Here is an 18,031-nt window from a genome sequence, read left to right on the forward strand (position 1 = left end):
CAAGACTGATAAAGTTCTATTTTAATTAAAAGTTTCACAGTCTGCGAGGCTCTGACATCTATCTAAAGGTTGGGAATTGGGAATTGGGAATTGGGAATTGGGAATTGGGAATTGGGAATTGGGAATTGGGAATTGGGAATTGGGAATTGGGCATGGCAACTAACTAATGACTAATGACTAATGACTAATGACTAATGACTACTGACTACTTTTACGATTCTTTGAAGAAGCGGATGATTTCGCGGACGTGGTTGAGAAATTGTCCGTCATCGGTGAGTTGGGCGATCGCACTTTCGGCATCTCTTGCCAGTTTAGTGTGTTCTGCCTGATTTGTCGATCGCAAATTTTCTAGAGATGCGGCTAAATTAGTTAATTCTCTTCTAGTGGCCCGTTGTTCCCGCTGTTGGAGAGTCGCCCACGAATTAGGATCGTCTGAATTTAATTGATCGGCCAAATTTTTGACTGTAGATTCTAATTCTGCAAAGCGGTTGCGGAGTTCGAGAATATCTTCGCGGGGGTGGAAAAATTCGCTGCGGATGGTTGTCAGCCGCTGGGCTAAATACTGATAACCTCGGATAGCTGGACGCAGTATAGTTAAAAGCAGTGCTGCACCGGAACTGAGATAGCCAACAGCGCTAATGCCGGTGGCGGATAGGGCATAAAGTGCGATCGCGCTAACCAGGTGAAGGGCGATCGCCACCCAGAGCGATCGGCTAGCTAATACAGTAACGTATTTGAGTTGTTCGGAATCGACAGCAATATTTTTTTTAGTAGATTCTGCGCCTTGGGCTAACACTTCCTTAGCTTCAAAATGGATATTCCAAGGAACTGTAACTATCAGCAACAGCCATTCAAAAATAGCAATGGCAATTACCCAATCTATAAAACTGCCGGCGGGGACGTGCAGCCATTGTAAAATAGCAAAAATTAACAGTAACAATAGGCCAGTACCAGCACCGAAACCTGCAAAAGTATAATACATAGCGATTGCCTTTGCGAAATGTTATTTTGATTGTGGGTAAGTTGTTTATGTGTCGAGCAATCAACTGTGACAGTTAAGAAATTGTCAGAGTGTTCCCGGTTCGTTAGTGGTTAGTAACAGTCCAGGGCAAAGGCTGCCCAAAACCGGGTTTTGTCACCAAAATACTTGTTCTGCTTCAACAGGAGAATGTTGTTTTTATTGTGGGTAGGTGGTTTAGGTGTGGATAAATATACTGTGACACTTAAAAAATTGTCCCGGTCTAGCCGACTTGTTAGTTATTAGTAATCCTCCCGGATAGAAGGATTGCCATGCGCCTGTTTGATTCCTGAAGAATACACAGGCTATAAGCCATCAACAAGACTCAAATTAAACTTTATTTGTGTGAGTTGTGGGCAAATTATAAATAATTATTTATTGGCGATTAGTTGTCAAAATTAAGTTATATTCTCCCCAGATCGTACCATTTGACATTTGAGATCATTCGACTTCATGAAAGGCTACGCTCAGAGCAAGGCGCGCTCCTACAAGTTGGAGAGTTGAGATGAGGAATGACTGATTGTGTATCGGTTGGCAACTTGCCGATTGTTAGATTATTTTGTTAAGCTGGCATTACTCACAGTGTTACGCAGCGCGAGGAATGCAGCAATCTCAAAACCATCCTTTTGTTCTCTTTTCTTTTCCAGGGCGACTAAATCACCTATAGCTGAGATAAACTGATTGGGAGGTCGATCGCCCGTGAGAGCAAGTTACCAGATTCTTGCAAGCGAGACGGCGATACTCTTACCCTGAGAGAAACGACAGCAAAATAGGTGCCAAAATTCACTCTACCGTCTGCAATTTCCAATAACTGCACGTCTACCACGTAAAATCAAAAGTCAGCAGCAAGGACAAACCGATGGCGAACTCAACTCTTGGCCTAGAAAATCAACTTTACGATTATCTGTTATCTATTTCTTTGCGGGAACCAGATATTCTCGCTTCACTGCGGAAAGAAACTGCTAAGCATCCTATGGGTATGATGCAAATAGCTCCCGAACAAGGGCAGTTTATGGAGATGCTCGTGCAGCTTATGGGAGCGACAAAAACCTTAGAAATTGGAGTTTTTACTGGTTATAGCTCGCTATGTGTAGCTTTAGCACTGCCTTCTAACGGTAAAATTATTGCTTGCGATGTCAGCGAGGAATATACTTCGATCGCGCGACGGTATTGGGAAGCTGCGGGTGTGGCTAACAAAATTTCTTTGCATTTGGGCCCAGCACTAAATACTCTCGACAAACTCATAGCCGAGGGACAAGCCGGAACCTTTGATTTTGCCTTCATCGACGCGGATAAAGAAAATTATGAGGCTTATTTTGAGCGATCGCTCCAACTGGTGCGGAATGGCGGTTTAATTGTAATTGACAACGTTCTGTGGTCTGGACGAGTTGCGGATCCTGAAGTACAAGACACAAGTACCCTCGCCCTTCGTAGTTTCAACGACAAGTTGCGTAACGATCCGAGAATAACACTCAGTGTTGTCCCCATTGGTGACGGGTTGAGTTTGGCCCTGAAACGCCGCTGGGCTACGATGATGGAACCTGAAGAACAGAATTAAATAGTTCAAGTGGCTGGGAACTTCATTAAGACTCCTCGAAACCGGGTGGTTATCTGTATTAAAGGCTGCGATACAGTATTTGCATAAAAAACCCGGTTTCTGCCTACCGGTGCATCCAGGACTATATCAATTACCGATGACAAATTACAATTACTAAAAGTAATAACAAGTATTATTAATTACTTTGAGGTAAAAATGCAGGGATCGAATTTACAAATAAAATTACCGATTCATGAAACTTTTCAGTGTACGGTTCAAGGTGAAGGTTATTGGACGGGGACTTTAGTTGATTTTATCAGATTAGCTGGTTGTCCTGTGCGGTGTGCTTGGTGCGATACAGGCTACGGAAATGGTGGCAAAGGTTTGCCATCGGTGCCACAGTCGATCGCACAATTGCTAGATCAATTGCAGTCTTCGAGGGTTGTCATTAGTGGTGGCGAACCTTTTATTCACCAGAATTTGCCGGAGTTAGTGCGAGCTTTGTTAGCAACTGACAAACAGGTGAATATTGAAACTTCTGGCGCTTACTGGCAGGATATTTCGCCGCTGGCTTGGATTACTCTTTCTCCTAAAGAACACGTCAATCCTCAATATCCGGTGCAAGACCGTTTCTGGACGAGAGCTAATGAAATTAAGTTGGTGGTTAGCAGTGGCGAAGAAGTTGATTTTTACACAAAATATTTGGCTGACAATGTGAATATTCCTGTATATTTGCAGCCGGAGTGGGAAAAGCGCGATCGGGCAATTCCGATGATTTTGGAGTTATTGAAACAGCATCCGAGTTACAGGTTGTCTTTGCAAACTCACAAGTTTATTGGTGTTCAATAAACATCCCAAAATGCTGTAGTTCCTGTCTTGAAAAGTCAAGGGGTAGCGAGCAAATAAGTTGGATCGAAAGGTTTTTGGGATTTTAAAATCCCAAAAGGCAAATGTACCCATTTCCGCATGACTCGCACCAATCACCTGCATTTTCACGCCAGCCACGAGCCAATAATCGCACAGCGAGTCGCTTTCAACAAAGGATTGTGACGCATCGCCACTACATAGGGCATATCTGTGTTGGGCCCAGGTACGGAATTTGCGATCGAAGTGCCGATCGACTAAAATTCATTCAACCTGGGAAAATGTAGCAGATTAAACGCATCAATACCAAAGAAACCGGGTTTTTACTTGCATTGTCGGCTGTAACACGTCTTTTCGTAAAAAAAACCGGTTTCTGGCCACCCGTGCAATCGCGAACTGTAATCTATCAAATAGTCCACAGTTTACCGTTTAAAGCAGGCAATATGCAGTTACATTGTTAACTAAATGTGTAATAACTGTATTTGATAGGAGTATTTCGAGTGAACGCTGCCGAACAAGCCAGAAATATAGAATTAGCTAGCAAAATTGCTGCGGTTGTTAATTTATTTAAGTCAGATTTTCCGGATGTGAAAGTCGATTTGAAACCTTGGATGAATGACCAGGATACCAGAGAACTTGTCGATCCTGAGTCGATCGATATTGGCTTCCATTTTCCCGGTAGAAGTCGGTTGTTGCAAAGCCGCAGTATCTTAATCCAAATCCGATTTTACCAAGATCCGGTCGAAGGATCTCGGCGGGCGATCGGGGTTGAGGCGGCAGGTTACGATCATACTGGTCAACAGTGGCGCTTTTCTACCGTGGAAAATTGGGGTTTTGTGGGTGAAACTGAGCCCGCTGCGGAATCAGCCGAAAAGCTCAAACACTTTTGCCGCGAGATATTAGGTTTGTTTAATTGCTGAGAATAATTCCCGGTTAATGACTCATCATAAATCAGGTTTGTAGTGAGGACTTTAATCCTTCTTGAACTAAATTCTCCACAGATGGAGAGGACTGAAGTCCAGGTTTGTAGTGAGGACTTTAGTCCTTCTTGAATTAAATTCTCCACAGATGGAGAGGACTGAAGTCCTTACTACGAACCACAGATGGAGAGGACTGAAGTCCTCACTACGAACCACAGATGGAGAGGACTGAAGTCCTCACTACGAACCTGATTTTAAGTCTTGATTATCGCAATTGTCGATCGACCTACAGCCCACTGGATAAGCCGATTTGTAAGTTGTCGATCGCTTGCCAAACAAAGTATAGCGGTTATCGCGCACTTGTTCGTACACGCGATCGCCCATCCACTTCATCCCCGGCATTGCCCGGTAAGCTGCCACAAACACCTCGCCAGCAGGCAATATCCGCCCGATTTCCTCGGCTGCATCGCTACCTTGCCAACGTTTTGTGGGATTATTCTTATCTATCAAAATCATCCCCATTTCGCAATCCTCAGCAGTTATATCAAACTCCTTTAATCCCTCTAAATCTTGCATGGAAATATATTCAAAGTTCTGGCCTCGATCTAGATTTTCAAGTAACTGCACCAAGGTGACACAGAGATTGCAATTGCCGTCGTAAATTACGTTGTAATTCATAAGTCAATAACCTAGAAAACTGGGCGGTTGAAACCGCTTCTATACAAGCAAAACCCGCCTCCGCGGGTTGAAGGCAATGCGGTTAAAATACATTATCTTCTTCAGTCCGCGGAGGCGGACATTGTTTGTATAGACGCGGTTTCAACCGCCGTCTGCATCTATGGAATTATAACTCATAATTTCCAATTTTACCGCTAACTTCTAGCGACAGGAATCTCGATCGCAAATTCCGTACCTTGACCCGGTGCAGAATTGCACTTCAGCCGCCCGCCGTGCTTTTCCACCACAATTTGATAACTGATAGACAGCCCCAAGCCAGTACCTTTCCCCGGTTCTTTCGTAGTAAAAAACGGATCGAACAGCCTTTCATGAACATCTATCGGAATCCCCGGCCCGTTGTCAGCAATCCGAATCACAATATGAGAAGGACGGCGAATAGAATCAGCACAAACAGCAGCCTGTTCATATTTTACCTCAGTACAAATCCGCAGCGTCGGCGAAGGACAAGAAGGAATAGGCGCCTGTTCCCCGTCGCCCCACTGTCCGGTTTCCATTGCCTCTTCCAAAGCATCAATTGCATTGCCAATAATATTCATAAATACCTGATTCAACTGTCCTGCATAACACTGTAAGCGGGGCAAATTGCCGAACTCTTTAACCAGCGTAATTTTCGGATGTCCTGCTGTTTCTTTCAACCTGTGCTGCAAAATCAACAAAGTGCTGTCAATCCCTTCGTGAATGTCCACCTGTTTTTGTTCTGCTTCATCCAATCGCGAGAAATTCTTCAGTGACAGCACAATCTGGCGAATTCGCTCGGCTCCCATTTTCATTGAAGTTAATAGCTTTGGCAAATCTTTGAGCAGAAATTTCAAATCTATATCATCTATTTCTTCTCGAATTGCCTCTGTTGGTTCCGGGTATTCGCGCTGGTAAAGTTGCAGCATTTTTAGCAAGTCTTGAAAGTAATCGTCAGCGTGCATGACGTTGCCGTAAATGAAGCTAACTGGATTGTTTATTTCGTGAGCGACGCCAGCTACTAATTGCCCCAAACTTACCATTTTTTCATTTTGAACCATCATGCTTTGAGTTTTATGCACGTCCCGCAGGGCTTTCGCTAATTCTTCATTTTTAGTCCTCAATTGACTTTCGGAAAGCCGCACAGCTTCTTCTGCTTGTTTGCGATCGGTAATATCTTTGCGAATTGCTACATATTGATGGGGTTCTCCCCGAGAATTTAAGAAAGGTACAATCGTAGTATCCAACCAGAATAATCTGCCGTCTTTAGCTTGATTTTTCATTTCTCCCCGCCAAACATTTCCCTGGCGGATTGTTGACCAAAGCTGCTTGAAAAAATCAGTTGGGTGATAGCCGGAATTTACAAGTTTGTGGGTTTTGCCGTTCAATTCTTCCCGAGAATATTTAAACAGTTCGCAGAATTGCTCGTTGACGTAGGTAATAACGCCGAATTCGTTGGTATTTGAGACAATTGCCGATTGATCTAAGGCAAATTTTTCAAATTCTAATTCTTGGAGAGTTTGGCGCAATTCTGCTTCGGCTTGTTTGCGATCGCTAATATCGGTAATCATCCGCAAAACCCCCGCAAATTCGCCGTCAGCGTCGAACATTGGTGTCGCTGAGACGATCGCCCACAAGTGAGAGCCATCTTTGCGGGTAAACTGAAAATCGTGGCGTTCGCGAATGCCTTGCCGCCTGCGCTGCACATAACTTTCGGCTATTTCCCGAGCCTCGTCATCGATAAACTCAAATAGCGATCGCCCCAGCATTTCCTCCACAGTATACCCCAGCATTTCGGCCATCCGACAGTTCGCAAAAGTCGTGCTGCTGTCGGCGTCAAACATCCAAACGCCCTCCGAAGCAGTTTCGACGATGCAGCGGTAATAACTCTCGCTTTCCCTGACAGATTCAGTAGCTTGTTTGCGATCGGTAATATCAGTTTCCACCGCAATAAAACCTTCAAGTTCCCCGGTTTCTCGATAAATCGGGGCGATCGAAAGCGCCACCCAATAACCCTTTCCATCCTTCCTGTAATTGTAAATTTCCTGATTAAACGGCTCGCCTTTATCCAAAGCCGATCGCAATTGGGCAATAGTTAATGGATCTGTTTGAGGGCCTTGCAGCACATCACCCGGTTTTTTTCCCAGCATTTCTTCTAACACGTAACCGCTAATCCGAGTAAATGCTTCATTCACCCATTCAATGCAGCCTTGAGCATCAGTAATAATCACACCATTTTGCGTTTTTTGAGCCACGATGGCCAAGCGCGACAATTCTGTTTCAGTTTTTTTGCTTTCGGTAATATCTTGAGAAATACCCAGAATGTACTTAGGCGCGCCATCAGCGTCAAACAAAGGAACTTTTTTTGTGTGCAAAATCCGTTTTCCCCGGTGCGGAAGTTGGATAATTTCTTCTGGTATATCAACCTCTTTTCCCGTGGCAAATACTTCTAAATCTTGTGCTTGCAAGTAATTTGCCTGATCTGCTTCCAACAAGTCAGCAGCATTATTTCCCAGCACTTCGTCCCTCGAATAGCCAAACAATTCTTCGCTAGCAGCATTCCAATAAATAAATCTTTGTTCCACCGCATCTTTAATAAAGACGCTAACCGGCAGATTTTGCAGTACCGCATTCAGAAAATCTTGAGTGTTTCGCAGCTTTTCCTCAGCGCGCTTGCGCTCAGTAATATCCAAAATCACTCCGTCGAGATAGACAACCTGACACAGAGAATTTGCGATCGGCGAAACCGACGAAACTACACCCGACAAAAATTCCTCTATTTCCCCTTGTCCCTCTTTTCTTTCTCTAGCCTCATCCCCCTCCCCACAAACAGCTTGACCTTTTTCGTAAACCCAGCTAATTTCGCCGTCAGCCCGGAGAATGCGGTATTCCAGGATATACGGAGTTCTAGTTGCTACACTTTTTATGAGAGCCTCCTCCATATTTTTGCGGTCTTGAGGATGGATGATGCTCGCAAAAGAACGGACGCGATCGTTGATAAAATCAGATGATGGATAGCCAGATATTTCTTGAACAGCCTCGCTCAAAAACGCCATTGTCCGTATTAATTCGCCATCGGATCCCGTCCATTCGCAGTTGCAGCGGTATACAGCACCGGGAATATTAGCTACTAAATTTTTATATCGTTCTTCGCTGCTTAACAAAGATGAGCTGTCTTCGTTATGGCGATCGCCATTCTTAACTTTAGAAGAATTCGAGGAAATTTGCATGATTTTTTCACTTGTGACTGCGGGGGCAAGTGTTAGAGTAGATGGCTGTATAAAAAGTGAATTTAATTGGCGAAATAATACGCTATCAACTAATATAGTACAAAATTACTTGTCCGAACATTCAAAAAATTTGAGGGTGGATAATAGCAAGAAGGAAGAGGGAAGAAGGAAGAGGGAAGAAGGAAGTCGGAAGAAGGAAGATTTTGCGACTCTCCCCATCTCCCCATCTCCCCATCTCCCCCTCTCCCCCTCTCCCCCTCTCCCCATCTCCCGCTCCCCCAATCCTCCACTCTCGTTACAATAAGATAAGTTGCCTTGCTACCGATCGCCCTCAAACAAAAACCATGACTCAACAACAACCCCGGATTTGCATTCTCGGCGGAGGCTTCGGCGGACTCCACACAGCCCTCCGCTTGAGTCAGTTACCCTTCTCCAAAACCGAAAAACCCGAAATAGTCCTAGTTGACCGTCGCGATCGCTTCCTGTTCGTTCCCCTACTGTACGAGCTCCTCACCGGCGAACTCCAAACCTGGGAAATCGCGCCGCCCTTTGCGGAACTCTTGCAAAACACAGGCGTGCGCTTTTGTCAAGGCACTGTCTCCGGCATCGATGTGGAGTCCAAGCGAGTGCAGTTGCACGACGGGCCAGAAATTCCGTGCGATCGCCTAGTATTAGCTTTAGGTGGCGAAACACCCCTAGATATGGTCAAAGGAGCCGTTGAATACGCTTATTCCTTCCGCAGCCTCGACGACGCCTACCGCTTGGAAGAAAGACTGCGGTTTCTCGAAGCTAGCAACCCCGACAAAATTCGGATTGCGATCGTCGGCGCCGGTTATTCGGGAGTAGAATTAGCTTGTAAATTAGCCGATCGACTCGGAGACAAAGGTCGCGTCCGATTAATCGAGCAAGGCGACACGATTTTGCGGACATCACCCGAGTTCAACCGCGAAGCCGCCAACAAAGCATTAGAAAAACGCAAAGTCTGGATCGACTTAGAAACAGCAGTAGAGGCGATCGAATCCGACACCATATCCTTACTCTACAAAGGACAATTAGATGTTCTTCCCGTAGACATAGTATTGTGGACAGTAGGAACCCAAGTTAGTCAAGCAGTGCGATCGCTCCCCCTGAAACAAAACCACCGCGGTCAATTAATAGTTAACTCCCAGATGCAAATCATCGACCATCCAGACATATTTGCCTTGGGAGACTTAGCCGAATGTCACGACGCAACAGGTCAAAAAGTCCCCGGAACAGCCCAAACAGCATTCCAGCAAGCTGACTACACGGCATGGAACATATGGGCATCCCTGAGCGATCGACCATTACTACCTTTCCGGTACCAGCCGCTAGGAGAAATGATGACATTAGGAATAGACGAAGCCACCCTGACAGGTTTAGGAATCAAACTCGACGGACAACTAGCACACATTGCACGCCGCCTAGCCTATCTCTATCGAATGCCAACATTTGACCACCAACTAAAAGTTGGTTTCAACTGGATTAGCAAGCCGATTCAGGAGTTGCTGAAAAAGTAATATAGCGGTTATCAGAAAGATGAGGTACGTTGTTGGGCTTCAGCCCTCTTGGTTTAAACGGTTATGTAAGCTGTCAGTTATACCTCATCTTTTTGAGATAAGACGTACGAATAGAATTCGCGTCTACACAAACGATGTCCGCCTCCGCGGACTGAAAAAAATAACTTAATGACCTTCGCCCGGTATTATTCTGATTCTTGAACCTGCGGAGGCACGTGAGTGTTTGTGTAGACGCGAATGACCTTCGCCCGGTATTATTCTGATTCTTCAACCTGCGGAGGCAGGTGAGTGTTTGTGTAGACGCGAATGACCTTCGCACGGTATTATTCTGATTCTGGTTCTTCAACCTGCGGAGGCACGTGAGTGTTTGTGTAGACGCGAATGACCTTCGCCCGGTATTATATTACTCGTTTTCAAATTCATTCTAACCAATGACAAAAACTATCTTTTTAGATGCAGCAGGCACACTATTTTACGTTCGCGGTAGCGTCGGCGAAGTCTACGCAAAACTAGCCAAAAACTTCGGAGTAACAGTTAATAGTAAAGACTTAAATACAGCATTTTACCAAAGCTTCGCCTCAGCAAATCCGATGACATTTCCAGGAATCGAAGCAGCAAAAATTCCCCAACTAGAATTTGAGTGGTGGCTAGCAGTTTCGGCAAAAGCTTTTCAAATAGCAGGCGTTTTCAATCAATTTTCAGACTTTCCCAAATTTTTTGCCGAACTCTACGCTCATTTTGCCACCCCCGAACCTTGGTTCGTCTATCCCGACGTATTCCCAGCCTTAAATAAATGGCAGCAACAAGGAATCGAATTAGCAGTAGTCTCGAATTTCGACTCGCGACTTTATCCAGTATTAAAAGCACTCAATTTAGCAGAATATTTCACATCAGTGACAATTTCCACCGAAGTAGGTGCAGCAAAACCCCAGCCGGAAATTTTCACCGCAGCTTTGCAAAAGCACAACTGCACAGCCGAGAATGTCTGGCATATCGGCGACAGCTTCAAAGCCGATTATTGCGGCGCCAAATCCGCAGGCTTAAAAGCAATTTGGTTGAACCGAGAACAGGAAAAAGTAGAATCCGGCACATTGCCTTTAACTGAAACTAAATTAGAACAGTGCAGCAGCCTTGATTATTTAACCTTTTAACCGGATAATGAGCAAGATGTAAAATCATGTCCGGTCAATTACCCGCCATCCAAAAGGTTTGTAGTGAGGACTTTAGTCCTTTTTGATGCGGACTAAAGTCCTCACTACAAACCAATTTTACTACGGTCATTAGTCCCGTTAATTAACAGAACTTGATATCTATTATGCAAATCACCTCGCCATGAAACAAAACTCAATTCAAACTATACTAACAGACACAATGACCGTGTTTTGGGGAGAATGGCTAGATTTGCGAGTCCGAATCCTGCCAATTGCCGCCGCTGGTTTAACATCCCCATTAATTTACATTCTAGCTTTTGGTTTCGGGTTGGGCAGTTCCATGCCTAAACCGGCAATTGGTGGCAATTATCTAGAATTCATGCTGCCGGGAATGGTTGCACTTTCATCGATGACAGTAAGTTTTACAGGCGCAGTATTTTCTATTTGTGGCGAACGCCTTTTTAGTAAAACATTTGAGGAATTGCTACTGCTGCCGGTACACCCCCTAGCTTTGCACGCAGGCAAAATGCTAGCCGGAATACTGCGGGGACTGCTAACTTCGGTTTCCGTGATTTTAGTAGCAGTTGTGTTTACTCAAAAGCTAGTATTTTTGCATCCGCTATTTTTGTTAGTGATAATTCTCAACTCCGCTGTATTTGCGGGCCTGGGAGTGATAGTGGGTTTAAACGTAAAATCTCTCGAATCAGTCGGATTGTACAACAATTTTCTGATAACTCCGATGTCATTTTTGGGCGCGACATTTTTCGACCCCGCGTCGCTACCAGTAGCCCTGAAAGGGATAGTTTATCTGTTACCGCTGACTTATGCCAGTATTGGATTGAGGGCTGCTGCTTACGATATCGCCAAGTTTCCTTGGTACAGCATACCTGTTTTGTTGGTGGCTGCGATCGCCTTTTCTGCGATCGGCGCCCGCCAGTTTTCTACCCAACAAGACTGAAGGAAGTCCGCACTCATTAGTCCGCGTCGGCTGACTTCGCTGAGAGTATCTCAGTTTTGCTTTGTACAAAGTGAGATGCACCCATTTCATTTGTCCACAAGCGGTCTCAACCGCCCAATCATAAAAGGAGTGGCTAACTAGGATTGGTTATTACCGCCTCGATCGCACTTGCAGGCCCTTTTGTGGCGATCGTATCAGTCACTTTAAAGCCAGCAGAGGAAAGCAAATGATAAAATTCATCTTCCCTCCGCATAAAAGTACCGCCTATCACAAACAAAGTTAGGCTACCCATACCAATAAAAGGCGACATTTTGCCTGAAGGCAACATAAAATCAACAATCAGCAGGCGATCGTTAGCTGTCATAGCTTGATAGCAATTTTTAAGAATTGTAATAGCACGCTCATCATCCCAATTCAGGAGGACACGAGAGAGTAAGTAAAGATCCCCACCACGCGGCACCGCTTCAAAAAAGCTGCCTCCAACTACTTGACACCTATCTGCAACTCCAGCCGCGTGCAAAACCTGAGGTGCATCCACAATAACATCTTCGCGATCGAACAAAATAGCTTGCATTTGGGGATTTGCATTCAGAATAACAGCCGTTAGAGTTCCAATGCCCCCTCCAACATCCACAAGCGTCTTAAATCCTGAAAAATCATAAGCTTCAAGCACCGGAAGCAGCCACTCCCTTGTTGTCTCCTTCATCCACTCATTGAAATTTATAGCCGCCTCAGAATTCTGCGTCAAATAGCTATAAAAACTCATCTTAAAACTATGTTCAAAAGCCGTTTCTCCCGTCTTTATACTGTACAATAAATTCCCCCATCCCTGATATAGTTCATCACCCATTGCCAGAACCGTACCTCGCAAAGAATCAGAAGTACCAGTCAAGAGATGCTTGCCCAGAGCATTCAAGCAAAACTTATCATTATCTTCCATAGAAAACACACCAACACTTACTAGCATACGCATCAGGTGATAAATACCCTGAGAATTTACCCCAGCAGCTTCCGCAAGTTCATCAGCAGTCTTAGAACCATCACTCAGAATATCTGCAATTTCCAGTTTAGCCGCTACAAAAAGAGCCTGGGATATTTTAAATCCATACATCATTTCTAGTAGCACTGACGATGATTTTTCGCCTTCAGGCTGGGCATTTTCTGTATATAAAACCATGAGTTATCCTGTGAATTACAATCTTCAATTATAAGTTGTTGGTATGTTGTTGGGCTTCAGCCCCAAGAGCACTTTGGTATGTTGTTGGGATGCGAGCCCTAAGAGCGCTGAAGCGCAACTACGTACCTGGTTGGTATGTTGTTGGGATGCGAGCCCTAAGAGCGCTGAAGCGCAACTACGTACCTTTAACTACCTACCTTAATCATCCCATCCTTTTCCATAATCTCTTACCGGATATTCTGTCCATGCACTTCTTAGCCACTCTCTTCCTTGATACTCTAAATACCAATGTACGCTACTTGCTGACCAATCATAAGGAGATTTTGCCCAGCCATGTTTGACAGGATTGTAATTGATGTAATTAATAGTGGTATAATAATGCCTTTCGGAACGAATAGCGCGATCGCTAAACGAGTACCAGACTTTACCAGTAAGATTATCCTCCATATTCCATTGTCGAGCCAACGGGCCATGAATCGAACGAAATAGCACACTTAATTGTGGCATATTAACATGATGGACTAAGAGATGATAATGATTCGGTAAAACTACCCAAGCATTAATTTCGATACCATCGGAAATAAACTTCTCAAAAATTGAATCTAAAAGTTGGTGACGGCGTTCCTGAGTATTAATCCGAGATTTATGCTCAAAACAACTAACTGTAAGATGATAAAATTCAAAATCTCGCACTGGATGAGGTGGAGAATGAGCAGGATATCCCTTAGCCAACCTTTCATTAACAAGTTGCACCCGTTCTTCTAAAGTTAATTTCCGATATTCATACATAAAGGTAAGTAGTTGCGCTTCAGCGCTCTAAAAGGTACGTAGTTGCGCTTCAGCGCTCCGAAAGGTACGTAGTTGCGCTTCAGCGCTCCAAAAGGTACGTAGTTGCGCTTCAGCGCTCCGAAAGGTACGTAGTTGCGCTTCAGCGCTCCGAAAGGTACGTAGTTGCGCTTCAGCGCTCCGAAAGAGGGCTAAAGCCCAACAACGTACCTAAAACGTACCTAATCAGTACCTAATCAATATATTCTCTAAGTTGTTGGGCCATAACCTGAACATGAGGAGGGTAATTCATAGTAATATGATTTCCCGGCACCTCTCGAACCTCTATCCCTCCCCCAGCCACCTCAATCCATGGCAATTCAGGATTTTTAGGATTAACTTCATTTTGTTCGCTAGCACGAAAAAAGATAATTCGACCCGGATAAGCTTGAGGGATGTAATTTCGCATAGCTTGACCGTGTACTTTAAACAGATGAAGAAAGTGACGAATCTCAGGCAATCCAAAATCGGGAGGAACTACCCTATTAGCAATCTTTACTTGCTCTAAAAAGTAGAGAAGTTGCTCATCTTGCTCAAGCTGTTGGAGGACATCCAAAGAAAGAGACAGATCGAAACCAACACCTAGTATATAAACCAGAATTGCTGTATCATCTTCTGTCTCTAAAACAGGCATTTGACCGGGGCCAGGAGTATCTATCAGAGTTAGCAATGCTACTTTTTGACCGATCGCATTCAGTTGTTGCGCCATCTCAAAAGCAACTGTGCCACCAAAGGAAGAACCTCCTAGGAAATAGGGCCCTTCAGGTTGGCGAATCTGCAAAGCTTCGATATAGCGAGTTCCCATTTCCTCAACTGTAGTACAGGCATCTGTTTCATCAACCGAAGCAGGTGCTTGTATTCCCACAATAGGCCGCTCTGAACCGAGATAACGTGCCAAATCCCGATAAATGTAAACGTGTCCGCCTACCGGATGCACTAAAAACAAAGGTTGTTTCAAACTCCCCCGCCGAATCTCCACTAATAAGGACTCCGAAGCTGACTGGGATTGCTGATTATCACTCGCAGACAACCCGGAATCATCTTTAATTAATTCAGCCAAAGCTGCAATAGTTGATGATTGTAACAGGCTGTGGGGAGACAAGTTTTTTTGCAGTTTTTCGTTTAACTTAGTTATTAGTTGAACTGCTAATAATGAATCCCCCCCTAAATCAAAAAAATCATCATCAATTCCCACTTGTTCAATCCCTAGAAATTCTTGCCATATCGTAGCAATAGTTTGCTCCATTTCATCTCTAGGAACACTATAAGTATTTTGTAGATTCGGTCGAGAATGGAGTTGTGCTGAATCTACATTTGGGGAATTGTCATCGGGTAAAGATCCAATTTTAATCGGTTGCTCGATTCCTGGTGGTTCAATCCAGTAACGTTGGCGCTCAAACGGATAGGTTGGCAATGGGAGACGATAACGCTGCTCATCAGCATAAAATTGAGACCAATCTATTTGTACTCCTCCTAGCCAAAGCTGACCCAATGTAGTAAGTAAGAAAGCTACATCTGATTTTTGGTCTTGCGGATGGCGCAATGAAGAAAGTATAATCTGTTCAGAAGGCTTATTGTGATGTTGTTTTGCTAGCGTGTTCAATGTCCGTCCGGGACCCACTTCTAGCAATATTTGATTGGGCTGGTTTAATAGCTGTTGTAAACCCTCTGCAAACCTTACTGTTTGACGCAGATGTTGAGCATAATAACTGGGGCTTGTCGCCTCCCCCGCTGTAATCCAATTCCCAGTAACATTGGATATGTAGGGAATTTTTGGTGATTTGAGCTTGACTTTTTTCACCTGTTCGGTAAATGGCTCTAAAATTGGCTCCATCATTTGTGAATGAAAGGCATGGGAGGTGTGCAACCTGCGACCCTCTATACCTTTTTCTTTTAGTTTTTGTTCCAATTCATCTACGGCATCGATGGCACCTGAAATCACGCTTAGAGATGCTCCATTGATCGCAGCTAGATCCAGCTTATTGCCGAGTAAGGGTTTGACTTGCTGTTCTGTAAGTGGCACTGCAAGCATGGAACCAGCAGGCAGTTGTTGCATCAATTTACCTCGTGCAGCTACCAAGGATAAGCCCTCTTCCAAGGAGAACACGCCAGCCAAACAAGCTGCTACATATTCGCCAATGCTATGACCAATCATTGCTTGAGGATGCACTCCCCAAGACATCCACAATTTAGCTAAAGCATATTCGATCGCAAATAGTGCAGGTTGTGCGATCGCAGTCTGTTTTAGTTGGTTGGTAGCTGCTGCTGCTTCTGCTGCGCTTGGATAAAGTACGTGGCGCAAGTCAATGCCCAAGTAAGGTTTCAGAATTTCCGAACATAGATCGATCTGTTCGCGAAATGTTGGTTCAACTTGGTAAACCTCCAAGCTCATATTGATGTACTGCGAACCCTGTCCTGAAAACATAAATACGACAGGTGGATTTTTGGACTCTGGGAAGTTGGTAAAAACTCGTTTTGGATCGAGATTCTCAAGGGCTGTAAAACCATCTTGACTGTCATTGCAAACCACTATGCGGCGATGATTAAAAGCCTTTCGACCGACTTGCAGCGTGTAAGCCACATCAGCCAAATTTACATCGGTATTTTGTTTCAAATACTTGCTTAAGTTGGCAGTAGCACTATTAAGTGCAGAGCTAGTTTTTGCCGAGATAACTAATAGTTGCGATGGGCGAGATTCTCCTGATGCTTCTGCAATAGGCGCTTCTTCAAGAACTACATGAGCATTAGTTCCACCAATGCCAAAAGAACTAACTCCAGCACGACGGGGTGATTTACCTGCTTTCCATTCGGAAAGTTGGGTATTGACATAAAAAGGACTGTTGGCAAAATCAATCTGAGGATTTGGCTGTTCAAAATGCAAGCTAGGGGGTATTAGCTGGTGTTTGAGAGCCTGGACAGTTTTGATTAAGCCAGCAACACCAGCCGCAGTATCTAAATGTCCGATATTAGTTTTGGCCGAACCGATCGCACAAAAGCCTTTTTTCTTAGTATCCACAGAGAAAGCTTGCGTCAGCGCAGCGATTTCGATCGGATCGCCGAGGGGTGTTCCAGTGCCGTGAGCCTCTATATAGCTGACGGTTTCAGGGGGAATCTCGGCTATTGCTAAGGCATCTGCGATCGCCTGCGCCTGACCGTCTATACTAGGAGCTGTGTAGCCAACTTTCAGAGCACCATCGTTATTAATAGCGCAACCTTTGATTACCGCATGAATATAATCTCCATCTGCGATCGCCTCCTCTAATCTTTTCAAAACCACAATTCCCACACCGCTACCGCTAACAGTTCCCTGTGCATTAGCATCAAAAGCCCTACAGTGCCCGTCTGGAGAAAGAATCATGCCCTCTTTATAAAAATAGCCTGTCTTTTGATTGACGCCTATAGAAACGCCACCAGCCAAAGCCATATCGCATTGGTAATTTAGCAAACTTTGGCAAGCCATGCCGATCGCAACTAATGAAGTTGAACAGGCTGTTTGGACAGTAACACTCGGCCCCTTCAAGTTTAATTTATAAGAAACGCGAGTTGACAGAAAATCTTTCTCATTGGCGATCGTAAGTTGGAAATCTCCCACAGATTCTCTAAGCTGACGATTCGGATAAAGGTTATTCAAAAAATAAGTATTGAAACTCCCTGCGCCTGCGTAAACCCCAATCGCACCTTCGTAAGTTTCTGAGTTGTAGCCCGCATTTTCTAGAGCCTGCCAAGCCGATTCCAAGAAAAAGCGGTGTTGTGGATCTGTGATTTCAGCTTCTCTAGGATTCAACCCAAAGAATGAAGCATCAAACAACTCAATATCTGCTAGTACCGCTCTGGCTTTTACATAGCGTGGATCGCGCACGACTGATGGCTCAATCCCGAAAGATGCTAGTTCTTGTTCGGAGAAGAAAGAAATAGATTCAACACCATCACGCAGGTTTTGCCAAAACTCATCAACATTTTTCGCGCCAGGAAAGCGACCCGCCATGCCGACGATCGCGATACCTTCTAGAGAAGATTGGGTGGTTTTTTCAGAGTTATCCATTTTGATTCTTTCCTGGTAACAATACTTTGGACAATTGATTAGGTACGTTGTTGGGCTTTAGCCCTCTTAGGTACGTTG

Annotated in this window: 14 protein-coding genes; 7 read left to right on the plus strand and 7 right to left on the minus strand. The window is 44.5% G+C overall.

From position 1 onward, the window contains the following. Positions 1 to 211 precede the first annotated feature (211 nt). Together JGK14_RS09320 and JGK14_RS09325 are read right to left on the minus strand one after the other, a co-directional pair. Positions 212 to 982 (minus strand): hypothetical protein, encoded by a 771-nt coding sequence (locus tag JGK14_RS09320; RefSeq protein ID WP_293179946.1) that lies wholly within the window; start codon positions 980 to 982, stop codon positions 212 to 214. 697 nt (positions 983 to 1,679) lie between these two features. Further along, positions 1,680 to 1,835 carry a hypothetical protein gene (locus JGK14_RS09325; RefSeq protein WP_293179943.1) on the minus strand — a complete coding sequence of 52 codons (156 nt, stop codon included), beginning with the start codon at positions 1,833 to 1,835 and terminating at the stop codon, positions 1,680 to 1,682. A 42-nt stretch (positions 1,836 to 1,877) separates the two neighbouring features. Here JGK14_RS09325 and JGK14_RS09330 point away from each other — a divergent pair, with 42 nt between their 5' ends. From JGK14_RS09330 to JGK14_RS09340, 3 genes are all read left to right on the plus strand, one after another. Next, a complete protein-coding gene (locus tag JGK14_RS09330) occupies positions 1,878 to 2,576 on the plus strand; it encodes a class I SAM-dependent methyltransferase (protein WP_293204347.1) in 699 nt (232 codons plus the stop codon). 195 nt (positions 2,577 to 2,771) lie between these two features. Further along, positions 2,772 to 3,404 (plus strand): 7-carboxy-7-deazaguanine synthase QueE, encoded by a 633-nt coding sequence (locus tag JGK14_RS09335; RefSeq protein WP_293179937.1) that lies wholly within the window; start codon positions 2,772 to 2,774, stop codon positions 3,402 to 3,404. Positions 3,405 to 3,919: 515 nt separating this feature from the next. After that, a complete protein-coding gene (locus JGK14_RS09340; protein ID WP_293190896.1) occupies positions 3,920 to 4,339 on the plus strand; it encodes a hypothetical protein in 420 nt (139 codons plus the stop codon). A 240-nt stretch (positions 4,340 to 4,579) separates the two neighbouring features. Here JGK14_RS09340 and JGK14_RS09345 read toward each other — a convergent pair whose 3' ends face one another. Next, positions 4,580 to 5,017, minus strand: a complete 438-nt coding sequence (locus tag JGK14_RS09345) for a thiol-disulfide oxidoreductase DCC family protein (RefSeq protein ID WP_293211828.1) — start codon at positions 5,015 to 5,017, stop codon at positions 4,580 to 4,582. A gap of 194 nt (positions 5,018 to 5,211) precedes the next feature. Beyond that, entirely contained in the window at positions 5,212 to 8,262 is a 3,051-nt protein-coding gene (locus JGK14_RS09350; protein ID WP_293179928.1) for a PAS domain S-box protein, read from the minus strand. Between JGK14_RS09350 and JGK14_RS09355 the strand changes: the two genes are divergently transcribed. The 4 genes from JGK14_RS09355 (at position 8,261) to JGK14_RS09370 (ending at position 11,909) form a co-directional block, all read left to right on the plus strand. Next, positions 8,261 to 8,566 carry a hypothetical protein gene (locus tag JGK14_RS09355; RefSeq protein WP_325314988.1) on the plus strand — a complete coding sequence of 102 codons (306 nt, stop codon included), beginning with the start codon at positions 8,261 to 8,263 and terminating at the stop codon, positions 8,564 to 8,566. The genes JGK14_RS09350 and JGK14_RS09355 overlap by 2 nt on opposite strands. A 40-nt stretch (positions 8,567 to 8,606) precedes the next feature. Continuing rightward, positions 8,607 to 9,800, plus strand: a complete 1,194-nt coding sequence (locus tag JGK14_RS09360; RefSeq protein WP_293219385.1) for an NAD(P)/FAD-dependent oxidoreductase — start codon at positions 8,607 to 8,609, stop codon at positions 9,798 to 9,800. A gap of 431 nt (positions 9,801 to 10,231) precedes the next feature. Next, a complete protein-coding gene (locus JGK14_RS09365; protein WP_293179922.1) occupies positions 10,232 to 10,951 on the plus strand; it encodes an HAD-IA family hydrolase in 720 nt (239 codons plus the stop codon). Positions 10,952 to 11,132: 181 nt separating this feature from the next. Then, on the plus strand, positions 11,133 to 11,909 hold the full coding sequence (locus JGK14_RS09370) for an ABC transporter permease (RefSeq protein ID WP_293190902.1): 777 nt from the start codon (positions 11,133 to 11,135) through the stop codon (positions 11,907 to 11,909). 133 nt (positions 11,910 to 12,042) lie between these two features. Here the strand turns inward: JGK14_RS09370 and JGK14_RS09375 are convergent, their stop codons facing one another. The 3 genes from JGK14_RS09375 to JGK14_RS09385 all read right to left on the minus strand — a co-directional run bounded on the left by JGK14_RS09375 (position 12,043) and on the right by JGK14_RS09385 (position 17,953). Beyond that, positions 12,043 to 13,086 (minus strand): methyltransferase, encoded by a 1,044-nt coding sequence (locus JGK14_RS09375; RefSeq protein ID WP_293219387.1) that lies wholly within the window; start codon positions 13,084 to 13,086, stop codon positions 12,043 to 12,045. A 198-nt stretch (positions 13,087 to 13,284) separates the two neighbouring features. Next, the gene (locus JGK14_RS09380) at positions 13,285 to 13,875 is read right to left on the minus strand and encodes an REP-associated tyrosine transposase (RefSeq protein WP_325314989.1); all 591 of its coding nucleotides are present in this window, start codon (positions 13,873 to 13,875) and stop codon (positions 13,285 to 13,287) included. A 229-nt stretch (positions 13,876 to 14,104) separates the two neighbouring features. After that, positions 14,105 to 17,953: a type I polyketide synthase gene (locus tag JGK14_RS09385; RefSeq protein ID WP_325314990.1), complete on the minus strand. Its 3,849-nt coding sequence runs from the start codon at positions 17,951 to 17,953 to the stop codon at positions 14,105 to 14,107. Positions 17,954 to 18,031 lie beyond the last annotated feature (78 nt).

Source organism: Microcoleus sp. PH2017_28_MFU_U_A (assembly GCF_020738035.1).
Classification (GTDB): domain Bacteria; phylum Cyanobacteriota; class Cyanobacteriia; order Cyanobacteriales; family Microcoleaceae; genus Microcoleus.